Raw genomic sequence first — 11192 nt, 5'->3', positions numbered from 1 at the left:
CCATGACCGTCGACGCCGTCGAGCTCATCGACCTCTACGCCGGGGAGGGCTGCCGGGACGAGGAGTACGAGTTCCCCGCCTCCGACGCCCAGAGCCGCCTGCTCGTCCTCGACCAGCTGAACCCGGGCTCCGCCCAGTACAACGTGCCGGTCGCCTTCGCGGTGCACGGCCCCTTCGACACCGACGCGTTCGGCCGCGCGCTGGACGCGCTGGTCGCCCGCCACGAGGCGCTGCGGACCGTGTTCCGGACTGCCGACGACGGCACCCCGGCGCAGCGCGTCTCGGCCCTCGGGCGGGTGCGGCTCACCCTCCGGCGGGACGTGCCGGCCTCCGACGCCGAGACCCTGGTGCGCGCCGAGGCCGCCCTCCCCTTCGACACCGCCGCGGGTCCGCTGCTGCGCTGCACCGTGTACGCCGTGGCGGACGGCAGCCACCGGGTGCTCCTCGTCGCCCATCACCTGGTCTGCGACGGCTGGTCGCTCGGGCTGATGCTGGACGAACTGTCCGAGGGGTACCGGCGCGAGGCCCGGGGGCTGACGTACCGGCCGGCCGAACTCCCGCTCCAGTTCCCCGACTACGCGGCCTGGCAGCGGGAGCGCGCCGCGGACGGCGCGTTCGAGGCGTCCGTGGAGCACTGGACCGACCGGCTGCGCGGCGCGCCCACCACCATGGAGCTGCCGCTGGACCACCCGCGCCCGCCGGTCCGCACAGCCGCGGGCGGCACCGAGCGCTTCCTGCTCGGCACCGAGGTCAGGGAACGGCTGGCCGAGGTCGCCGCAGCCTCGGGCGCCACCCCGTTCATGACGATGTTCGCCGCGTACGCCGCGTTCCTCTCCCGGCTCACGGGCGGCGAGGACCTGGTCGTCGGCTATCCGTCGTCGGGACGCGAGCGGCCCGAACTCCAGGAGATGGTCGGGATGCTGACCAACACCCTGGCGATGCGGGTGGACCTGTCCGGGGACCCGTCGCTCGACGAGCTGACCCGCCGCGTCCGGGCCTCGATGATGGCGGCACAGCCCTTCCAGGACGCTCCGTTCGAGGCGGTGGTCGACACCCTGGCCCCGGTCCGTGAGACCAGCCACGACCCGGTGGTGCAGGTGGCGCTCAGCTACGAGGACGAGGCCTCATCGGAGCTGCGGCTGACCGGCGCCGTCACCGAACGGCTGGCGCTGACGCTGGACACCGCGAAGTTCGACTTCCACCTGTTCGTGGAGCGGTGGGGCGCCGGACTCGCCGCCCAGTTCATCTACCGCAGCGAGCTGTTCGACGCCGCGACGGTCCACCGCTGGACGGAGAACTTCCGCACGCTGCTGGCCGGTCTCCTCGCGGACCCGTCCGCACCGCTGTCCTGCGTGGAGCTGGTGCCGGCCGACGAGGCCCGCCGCACCATCGCCGGTGCGGACCGCCTCGCCGAGGGCGCGCCGCTGGACCGTCTGGTGCCCGACCTGATCGCCGACCGGGCGGCCGAGCGCCCCGATGCCACCGCGCTGGTCTGCGGCGACCTCCGCCTCAGCTACGCCGAACTGCTCTCCCGGGCCGACGCGCTGGCCGCCCGGCTGCGCGCCGCCGGGGTGCGGCCCGGCTTCCGGGTCGGTCTGCTCCTGCCCCGCTCTGCCGACCAGGGCATCGCGGCGCTCGCCGTGCTGCGCGCGGGCGGCGCGTACGTACCGCTGGACCAGGCCCACCCGCAGGCCAGGCTCCGGCACATGGTGGACAGTTCGGGCACCGGCCTCCTGCTGACCTCGCGGGAGACCGCCGAGAAGGCGGCGGGCCTGGAGGTGCCGTGCATCCGGGTCGACCGGCCGGCCGTCACGGACCCCGTCGCACCGGGTGCCGTCACCACCGGCGGGACACCGGCCCCCGAGGACCTCGCCTACGTCCTGTTCACCTCGGGCTCCACCGGCGTCCCCAAGGGCGTCGCCATCGAGCACCGGGCGCTGATCAACCTCACCCGGGCGGTCCGGCACTCCTTCCCGGTGAACGCCGACGACCGGGTGCTGCAGTTCGTCTCGTTCGGCTTCGACGTCGCCGTCTCCGACCTCTTCTTCCCCTGGGTGGCCGGAGCGGAGCTGCACATCCCGGGCGAGGACGAACGGATCGGCGAGGCCCTCCTGGACCGGCTGCGGGACTCCCGCATCACCTATGTGTTCCTGCCGCCGTCCGCCGCGATGCTGCTGCCCGACCTGACCGGTCAGCTGCCCGAGCTGCGGACCGTCGCGGTCGGCGGCGAGGCGTGCCCGGCCGAGCTGGTCGAGCGGCTCAGCGCGCCCGGACGGCGGATCGTGAACGCGTACGGCCCCAGCGAGGTGACCGTCTACGCGACCACCGGGGACCTCTCCCCCGGTGAGCCCGTGGTGCTCGGCGGCACCGTGCCCGGGGCCCGGGTCTATGTGCTCGACGAGCGGCTCCGGCCGGTCCCCGCCGGGGTCGCCGGTGAGATCTATGTGGCCGGTGCCTCGCTGGGACGCGGCTACATCGGCCGCCCGTCCCTGACCGCCGAACGGTTCGTCGCCGACCCGCACGGCGCACCGGGCACCCGGATGTACCGCACCGGCGACCTCGGCCGGATCGACGCGCGGGGGCTCATCCACTACCTCGGGCGCTCCGACCTCCAGGTCAAACTGCGCGGCGTACGCATCGAACTCGGCGAGATCGAGACCCTGCTGGCCGGTGCGCCGGGCGTCGCGCTGGCGGCGGCCACCGTCCGCGGCACGGGCACCGCTCAGCGGCTGGTGGCGTACGTGGTGGGCCGGGAGGGGGCGGCGCCCCCGGACGCGGAGCTGCGCGCCCATCTCGCCCGGCGGCTGCCGGGGTCCATGGTGCCCGAGGTGTTCGTGCGGCTGGACGAGATGCCGCTCAGCAGCAACGGCAAGATCGACCGGGCCCGGCTGCCGGAACCCGCCACCGTGCGGTGCCGGCCGGACGGCTCGACCACCGTCGCGGGCACACCGACCGAGCAGCTGGTGGCCGGTCTGTGGGCCCGGGTGCTCAATCTCGAACTCGTCGCCGTCACCGACCACTTCTTCGACCTGGGCGGCAATTCGATCCGGCTGCTGAGCGTCCTGTCCGCCCTGCGCGAGATGGGTACGTACGGCGAACTCGGCCTGGTCGACCTGTTCCGTCACCCCACCGTCAGCGCCCTGGCCGCCCACCTGGACCGGGCGGCCCTCGGGGCCGCCGCCGGGGCTCCGGCCACCGGTACTCCCGCCGACACGGCCGCCGCGCGCGGCGGTGACCGGCACGCACGACGCACCGCCGCCGCCCGACGACTCAGCTACCGGAAAGGCTCCACACGATGACCGAGAACGCAAGCGCCGCCGAGCCCCTCGCAGCCGACTCCGCGATCGCGGTCGTCGGGATGAGCGGCCGCTTCCCCGGCGCGCCCGACCTGGAAACCTACTGGGAGAACCTGCTCGGCGGGCGCTGCTCGGTGACCGACTTCACCGAGGAGGAGCTGATCGCCGACGGCGCCGACCCGCAGGAGGTGCGCGGCCGCGACCACATTCCGGCCAAGGGCCATCTCACGGACGCGGACCGCTTCGACGCGGAGCTGTTCGGCTTCAACCGCACCGAGGCCGCGGCCCTGGACCCCCAGCACCGGCTGCTCCTGCAGACGGCCTGGTCCGCGCTGGAGGACGCCGGCCGCAGCCCGCTGGGCGGGCAGGCCCGTACCGGCGTGTACGTCGGCGGCGGCCCCACCGAACACATGCTGGCCGCGCAGACCGACCCGCGGCTCGCCGCTTCCCTCGGGGCGCTACAGGTACGGATCCTCACCGACCGCGAGTTCCTCGCCCCGTGGATCTCCTACCGGCTGGGCCTGGAGGGTCCGAGCCTGACGGTGCAGACGGCCTGCTCGACCTCGCTGACGGCGGTGCACCTCGCGGTGCAGTCCCTGCTGCTCGGCGAGTGCGACACGGCGCTGGCCGGAGGCGTCGCCGTGGACACGGTGCGCAAGCGGGGCTACGTCCACCAGCAGGGCGGCATCTACTCGCCGGACGGCCGCTGCCGGCCCTTCGACGAGCGGGCCGGCGGGACCGTGCCCGGCAACGGGGTGGGAGTGGTGGTGCTGCGCCGGCTGTCCGACGCGCTCGCCGACAACGACCCGGTCAGGGCGGTCATCCGGGGCAGCGCCGTGACCAACGACGGTGCCACCAAGGTCGGGTTCACGGCGCCCGGCGTCGACCAGCAGACCGCCGCGATCGTGGAGGCCTGGGCGGCGGCCGGTCTCGACCCGGCCGATGCCCAGTACCTGGAGGCGCACGGCACGGCCACCGCGCTCGGCGACCGTATCGAGGCGGCGGCGGCCACCGCCGCGTTCAAGGGGGCGCTCGGCACCGGGCGGATCGGCATCGGCTCGGTGAAGTCGAACATCGGTCACCTGGACGCGGCGGCGGGCGTGGCGGCGCTGATCAAATCGGTGCTCATGCTGGAGCACGCGACGCTGGTGCCGAACGCCGACGCCGGCCGCCCGCACCCCGAACTGGGCTTCGACGACTCGCCGTTCCACCTGATCGGGCGGGCGACCGACTGGCCGGAGTCCGAGCACGGTCCCCGGCGGTCCGGGGTGAGCTCGGTCGGCATCGGCGGCACCAACGTGCACGTGGTCCTGGAGGAGGCTCCGCGGCGTATCGAGGCCGGTCCGCCGGAGGCCGGGGGTGCGCCGGAGGTCCTGTTGCTGTCGGCCCGTACCCGGGAGGACCTCACCGCGGTGGCCGGCCGGCTGGCCGGGGCGCTGCGGGCCCCGGACGCCCCGTCCCTCGCCGACACCGCTCACACGCTCCGCGTGGGCCGTGCCCCGCTGGCCGTGCGCGGCTATGTGCGGGCCCGGAACCGGGCGGAGGCGGCGGAGCTGCTGGCCGAGCTGGCCTCGGGCGGTGCGGTGGGCCTCGGCGGGCCCGACCCGCTCGGCGAGGCATGGCTGGCGGGTGAGCAGGTGGTACGGGAGCGGGCCGGCCGACGGGTCTCGCTGCCGACGTATCCCTTCGCCGGTGAGAGCCACGGCACTTACCGCCTCGGACCCGTCGCGCCGGTCGCACCGGGCGGGGAGCAGCCGGAGCCGGGCGCCCGCTCCGCCGACCTGGAGCGGGACGTCCGCGCGCTGATCGCCGAGGCGCTGGGGCTGGAGGACGCCGACGACCCGGAGATGACGTACTTCGCGGCCGGCGGCGACTCGCTGACCGCCGTCCACCTGGTCGGCTGCCTTCGGGACGACTTCGACCTCGATGTCCCGATCACACTGTTCCTGGAGCAGCTGACACTGCACGAGATGGCCCGCCGGATCGTCGCGGCACGGGACGGCGACGACTCCCTCGACGCCCTGCTCTCCGAGTTCGAGGCGGAGTGAGTTGACGAGGCACAGGGCTTGGGCCCCACTCCCCGGCGGGTTCCGGGGGGCGGGGCCCAAGCCCTGTGCCTCGTGCGGTGTCAGACCCCCGTACGCACCGTTCGTCCGGGCACACGCGCGGCGATGAGATCCGCGACGCGGGGCAGGTGGTCGCCCAGGAAGAAGTGCCCGCCGGGCAGCACGTGCCGCTCGAAGGGCCCTTCGGTCTCCCGCTCCCACACCTGTACGGCGTCGACGTCGACCCGGGGATCGTCGTCGCCGGTCAGCGCTACGACGGGGCAGCGCAGCGGCGGCCCGGGAACGTGGACGCGCCGGGACAGCATTGCGTAGTCGGCGCGCAGCGGCGGCAGTGCGAGTTCGAGGATCTCCGGTTGGGCCAGCAGCTCCTCGTCCGTGCCGGACAGCAGCCGCATCTCGCGGATCAGGTCGTCGTCGCCGGGCTGTTCGGGCAGCCGCACGCGCCGCGGCAGAGACGGGGCCTCGCTGCCCGAGACGAACAGCGCCGCGGGCTCCCGCCCCACTGCCGCCAGGCGCCGTGCGGTCTCGTACGCAAGGAGCGCGCCCATGCTGTGGCCGAACAGAATCAGCGGCCGGCCGCCGCTCGCGGGGAGCGAGGCCAGTACCGCGTGCACGACATCGCCGAACCGTTCGGCGAACGGTTCGGCGATGCGGTCGTGCCGCCCGGGGTACTGCACGACCAGCGCTTCCGCGACCCCCGCGACCTGCGTCGACAGCGGGACGTAGGCACTGGCCGAACCACCTGCGTGCGGGAAGCACAGCAACTGTGCCGCGGCGTCGGGGGCCGGGCGGAAACACCGTATCCAGTTGTCCACGACATCCCTTCTCTCATGTTCTCGGTCCGGCCAGGGGCCGGCTACGTGAACGGTATCGGCTCATGGTGCGGCGGCGATCCAGTTCTCCAGTTGTTCACGGGTGGTCGCCGGGTCCGCGACGAGAACGGCGAGTTCGTTGTCGCGGGGTTCCAGTGTCGTCAGGGCCGGACAGCGGTGGCAGGCCTCGACACCGGCCTGGTTCCACCACTTGCAGTGCGGGCGGAGGTGGCACCGCGGCACCGCGGCCGGACCGGGCTCGGCCGGTACGGTCGTGATGCGTTCGATCAGCCCGCAGGCCTCGCCGACCCGGTTCGCGCAGTCCGACACGCAGTGCGAGGCGAACCGGAGCACCCGGTTGGGGGCGATGGCGTCCGGGATGCTGCCGAGAACATCGGCGGCGGGTACGGGTTCGGCCAGGTAGGCGACCTGGCCGTGCTCCCCGGACCGCACGCCGAGAACAACGCTCTCCGGGCGGCTCGCATCGCCGCTCGGACACCATCTGAGGGGGCTTTCCCGCCCGTCCCGGGCAGGGTCCGCAGTGCTGTCCACGGTGCTCACCTCCGATTCGTCAGCAGGAACGCGTGCCGGTCGAGCTGAGCACCATGCCGCCGATGACGCCGCCGGTGACGGCACCGTTCTCCTGCTCGGCCGCGACCGCCTGCGCGATGCTTGTGGCGAGCTGCTCCTGGCTGGTGATCCGCTCCGGACGCTCGGCGGCAGCAGCACCGGTGGTGCCGCCCACCGTGACGAGACCGGCAACGAGGGCTGCGGCGGCGGCCGCGGTACGCATGCTGTTGTTCATCCCTGTCCTCCATGGCATCGGTGATGGCTTGCAGGAAACGACGCTAGGGTCCGCCGCCCGCCGCGATCGGCAGTTGCGGCGGCGGCTCGGAGGCTTGTTCCGCGGACCTTCGGGGCCGGTTCCGCGGCCTGCGGCCACCGGTCCACCCGCCGGTTGCCCATTGGTCGCGGCGTCAATAGCATCGCCGGTATGTCGTCAAGCCCTCAGCGGAAGCGGATCCGGAAGTCCCCGTCGGACCGGCGTGCGGAAATCGTCGACGCGGCGGCGGCCGTCGCCCTGACCGAAGGGCTGGAGTGCATCACGCTGCGCCGGATCGGCGAGCAGCTCGGCGTACGCCCCGGTCTCATCAGCCACTATTTCCCGGCGGTCGAGGACCTCGTGGCCGAGGCGTTCGGCACCGCCGCCCAGGCCGAACTGAACACACTGCTCCCGGCGGAGCCGGAAGCCAAGTCGTCCGCGGACCGGCTCGCCCGCTTCTTTGCGCTCGCGACGGGCACCGCGTACGACGACATCAGCCGGCTGTGGATCAACGCCCGGCACCTCAGCCGCTACCGTCCTGCGCTCCGCGAGCGGGTCGGCCACCAGGAGACGCTGTGGCGGGGCCGTCTGGAGGACCTCGTCCGTGACGGCGTCCGCTGCGGCGAGTTCCGCACCGCCGACCCGTATGTGACGACGATTCAGATCCTGGTCGTCATCGACGGCCTGGGCGCCCACGTCAATACCGAAGCCTCCGACCGCCCCGAGGCGGTCACGCGGATGGCCGTCAGCACGGCCGAACGCGAACTCGGCCTGGAGAACGGCACGCTCACCAGGCGCGGTGCCGCGCTCGACGCCGAGGGCGGCGACCCCGCGGACCCGACCGAGGTGTCAGAGGCGGCTCGTAGAGTCCTGCCATGAGCGACTCGTTGAACAGGACACCCCTCGGGGCCGCCACTCCCGCCCCCGTCGCGGTGGAGGGCGGGCCGCTGCCCATCGACGTGGCGGCCGCCCGCCGGACCGCGGAGGAAATGCGCGTCACGCTGTCAGAGCTGCGTCGCGCCGGCCAATCCCAGCTCCGCCAGGACTCTGCCGCGCAGCAGCTCGTACTCCTCGCGCAGCCGCACGATCTCCGCCGGCCGTACGATCACCTCCCCGCCGACGACGATCTCCTCCGGGCGGAACTGCTCGCGGGTGAGGTCGACTTCGACGCCCATGCCCAGCCGGTTCCACCAGTGGTAGTCGACCCGCTCACCGTCCACATGGACCTCGCCGCGGATCAGATCGCCGCCCAGGAGGTCGTGCACCACGAGCGCGGTCACTCCGCACTGATCGCGCGCCGGGTTGTCCGGGGTCCACTCCGCCCGGTGTTCCGGTGTCGTGGTGTCCGCGCCCCAACTCCTGCGAACGGCCTGCTCAAGGTCGGTGAAACTGCTCAGTGTCATACCGCTCAGCGTGACAGACGCCTCTGACAGTCCACGCCCCTCGCTCCCTGCCCGGGCACACCACCTGTCATGGTGTCGCCATGATTCCGACCAGCGACGCCACGACCGACGACACGACGGACGAAACCCACCGGTTCCCGGAGCAGTTCGGGCGGACCCACCGGTTCTCGCTCGGGGTGCCCCGCGGCTTCACCGTCTCACCGGACGGCGCACGGGTGCTCTTCGTGCGTTCCACGTCCGGCACGGACCGGGTCAGCCGGCTCTGGCTGTACGAGGACGGGAAGGAACGGCTGCTCGCCGATCCGCTGAGGGCCGGGCACGGCGGCCCGGTGCCGCCGGAGGAACTGGCCCGCCGCGAACGGGCGAGGGAGACGTCGTCGGGCGTGGTGTCCTACGCGACCGACGCACAGGTGCGGCTCGCGGCCTTCGCGCTCGACGGCGAACTCTGGGTGGTGCGGACGGACGGCGGCGCGCCGTGCCGGATCCGGACCGCCGGTCCGGTGGTCGATCCCCGGCCCTCGCCGGACGGCACGCTGATCGCGTACGTCTCCGGCGGCGCGCTGCGGACCGTCACGGCTCGGGGGACGGACGACCGGCTGCTCGCCGCTCCGGACGGCGACCGGGTGACGTACGGGCTGTCCGACTACGTGTCGGCCGAGTCGATCGGCCGCTCGCGCGGCTACTGGTGGTCGCCCCGCGGCGATGCGCTGCTGGTGGCGCGGGTGGACACCTCGATGGTGGCGCGCCGGTACATCAGCGATCCGGCCCGCCCGGAGCGGCCTGCCCGCGAGATGGCGTATCCGGCGGCGGGCTCCGCGAACGCGGAGGTCTCGCTCCACCTGATGCGGGTGTCCGGGGAGCGGCTCGCGGTGCGGCTGCCGCGCGAGGCGGACGCCGACCATCCCGAGGGCGTATGGACGGACCCGTCGTTCGAGTACGTGGTGTCGGCGGCGTGGGACGGGCACGGGCCGCTGGTCTCCGTGCAGACGCGTGACCAGCGTTCGGTGCACGTGCTCGCGGTCGATCCCGGCACGGGCGGGACGAGCGTCCTGAGCCGTGCCCACGACCGGGCGTGGGTCGCCCTGCGGCCCGGGACACCGTCGCGGCTCCCCTGCGGTGCGCTCGTCGTTCCCGCGCGTCCTGGCGGCGACACCCAGGGGCTGGAGGTCGGCGGCGTGCCGACGCCCCCGGGGCTGGAGGTCCGCGAGGTGGTCGGTTCGAGCGGCGGGAGAGTCTTCTTCACAGCGAGCGAGGAACCGACCGAGGTCCATGTCTGGTCGTACGAAGCGGCGGCCCCCGGTAGTGGCGCCGCCGCCGCTCCCGTGCGCGTCAGCGAGGCCCCCGGCGTGCACACGGCCGCGGTCGGCGGGCCCACCGTGGTGCTGGACAGCAGGACGCCGGACGGTCAGACGGTGACCGTGCTGCGGGACGGAACGCCCGTGGGGCGGATCGCGGTCCTCGCCGAGGCCCCGCTGGCCGTCCCGCGGCCCGCGGCGCTGAGCCTGGGGAAGCGGGAGCTGCGCAGCAGGCTGTACCTCCCGTCGTGGCACCGGCCGGGCGACGCCCCGCTGCCGGTGCTGCTCAGCCCGTACGCCGGCCACGGCATGCAGGTCGTCCTCAAGGTGCGTACCTGGTGGGTGGCGGTCGCCCAGTGGTTCGCCGAGCAGGGCTTCGCGGTGCTGGTCACGGACGGCCGGGGCACTCCGGGACGGGGGGAGGCCTGGGAGAAGTCGGTGCACGGAGACCGGCTGACGGCTGTGCTCGACGACCAGATCGACGCGCTGCACGCGGCCGCCGCACGGTGTTCCGCGCTGGACCCGGCCCGGGTCGCCATGCGCGGCTGGTCGTTCAGCGGGTATCTCGCCGCTGCCGCCGTGCTGAGGCATCCGGAGATCTTCCACGCCGCGGTGGCCGGGGCCGCGCCGGCCGACCGGCGGCTCTACGACACGCACTGGGAGGAGCGGTTCCTGGGCCACCCGGACGTGCTGCCGGAGAACTACCAGCGCAACTCGCTGCTCGCGGAGGCGGCCGGGCTGACCCGCCCGCTCATGCTGGTGCACGGACTTGCCGATGACAATGTGGCCGTCGCCCACATGCTGCGGTTCTCCGCCGTGCTGCTGGCCGCGGGCCGGCCGCACACGGTGCTGCCGTTGTCCGGGGCCGGTCACCTGGTCACCCGGGAGGCGGCGGGCAATCTGTTGCTGCTGGAGCGGGACTTCCTCCGGAAGTCCCTGGGTGTTGAACACGGGGGTACCGACGCGCGTACACCTGGTCGTACACCGAAGCCGTGAACTCCGGAGTCGTGAACTCCGCGGAAGGGAAGCGCCAGTATGAGCACAACGCAGAACCACGAGGGCCGTCCCGGGCGGCGCGCCGTTGTCGCCGCGGCCGGGGCCGTGTCGGTGACCGCCGTACTCGCCGCCTGCGGCAACCAGAAGGACGCGGACGGTGCGGACGTGGTCGAGCCCGCCGCCGAGGGAACGGACGGCGGCGGCGCCGTTCTGGCCCGGACGGCCGACATCCCCGAGGGCGGCGGGAAGGTCTTCGCCGACCGGGGTGTCGTGGTGACGCAGCCGAAGGCGGGCGAGTTCAAGGCGTTCTCGTCGAAGTGCACCCATCAGGGATGCGCGGTGTCGAGCGTCGCGGACGGCACCATCGACTGCCCCTGTCACGGCAGCAGGTTCGACGCGTCCACGGGCGCCGTGGCGCACGGCCCCGCCACCGAACCGCTGCCCGCCAGGACGATCACGGTCTCGGGCGGTGCGATCACGCTCGCGCCCTGATCGCACCGC

General features: G+C 73.6%; 9 protein-coding genes. 5 read left to right on the top strand and 4 right to left on the bottom strand.

From position 1 onward, the window contains the following. The first annotated feature begins 2 nt into the window (after window positions 1-2). Together ACIRJP_RS31800 and ACIRJP_RS31795 are read left to right on the top strand one after the other, a co-directional pair. On the top strand, window positions 3-3299 hold the full coding sequence (locus ACIRJP_RS31800) for an amino acid adenylation domain-containing protein (RefSeq protein WP_404181578.1): 3297 nt from the start codon (window positions 3-5) through the stop codon (window positions 3297-3299). Beyond that, window positions 3296-5344 carry a beta-ketoacyl synthase N-terminal-like domain-containing protein gene (locus ACIRJP_RS31795; protein WP_404181575.1) on the top strand — a complete coding sequence of 683 codons (2049 nt, stop codon included), beginning with the start codon at window positions 3296-3298 and terminating at the stop codon, window positions 5342-5344. Before ACIRJP_RS31800 ends, ACIRJP_RS31795 begins: the two co-directional genes overlap by 4 nt. A gap of 80 nt (window positions 5345-5424) precedes the next feature. Here ACIRJP_RS31795 and ACIRJP_RS31790 read toward each other — a convergent pair whose 3' ends face one another. The 3 genes from ACIRJP_RS31790 to ACIRJP_RS31780 are packed head-to-tail and all read right to left on the bottom strand — an operon-like array spanning window position 5425 to window position 6979. Then, on the bottom strand, window positions 5425-6177 hold the full coding sequence (locus ACIRJP_RS31790; protein ID WP_404181572.1) for a thioesterase II family protein: 753 nt from the start codon (window positions 6175-6177) through the stop codon (window positions 5425-5427). Window positions 6178-6237: 60 nt separating this feature from the next. Beyond that, a complete protein-coding gene (locus tag ACIRJP_RS31785) occupies window positions 6238-6726 on the bottom strand; it encodes a hypothetical protein (protein ID WP_404181569.1) in 489 nt (162 codons plus the stop codon). Window positions 6727-6745: 19 nt separating this feature from the next. After that, entirely contained in the window at window positions 6746-6979 is a 234-nt protein-coding gene (locus tag ACIRJP_RS31780) for a hypothetical protein (RefSeq protein ID WP_404181566.1), read from the bottom strand. Window positions 6980-7168: 189 nt separating this feature from the next. Here ACIRJP_RS31780 and ACIRJP_RS31775 point away from each other — a divergent pair, with 189 nt between their 5' ends. Continuing rightward, window positions 7169-7876, top strand: coding sequence for a TetR/AcrR family transcriptional regulator (locus tag ACIRJP_RS31775; protein ID WP_404181563.1), 708 nt, complete (start codon window positions 7169-7171; stop codon window positions 7874-7876). 125 nt (window positions 7877-8001) lie between these two features. Here ACIRJP_RS31775 and ACIRJP_RS31770 read toward each other — a convergent pair whose 3' ends face one another. Further along, on the bottom strand, window positions 8002-8400 hold the full coding sequence (locus tag ACIRJP_RS31770) for a hypothetical protein (RefSeq protein ID WP_404181561.1): 399 nt from the start codon (window positions 8398-8400) through the stop codon (window positions 8002-8004). Window positions 8401-8480: 80 nt separating this feature from the next. On the opposite strand from ACIRJP_RS31770, the gene ACIRJP_RS31765 reads away from it, so the two are divergent. Both ACIRJP_RS31765 and ACIRJP_RS31760 read left to right on the top strand, forming a co-directional pair. Beyond that, a complete protein-coding gene (locus ACIRJP_RS31765) occupies window positions 8481-10691 on the top strand; it encodes a prolyl oligopeptidase family serine peptidase (protein ID WP_404181558.1) in 2211 nt (736 codons plus the stop codon). Window positions 10692-10730: 39 nt separating this feature from the next. Next, complete coding sequence (locus ACIRJP_RS31760; RefSeq protein ID WP_404181555.1) at window positions 10731-11183, top strand: Rieske (2Fe-2S) protein; 453 nt, start codon at window positions 10731-10733, stop codon at window positions 11181-11183. The last annotated feature ends 9 nt before the right edge of the window (window positions 11184-11192 follow it).

It is taken from the genome of Streptomyces sp. NPDC102437, assembly GCF_044765565.1.
Lineage (GTDB): Bacteria > Actinomycetota > Actinomycetes > Streptomycetales > Streptomycetaceae > Streptomyces.
This window is presented reverse-complemented; position numbering and strand designations above follow the sequence as displayed.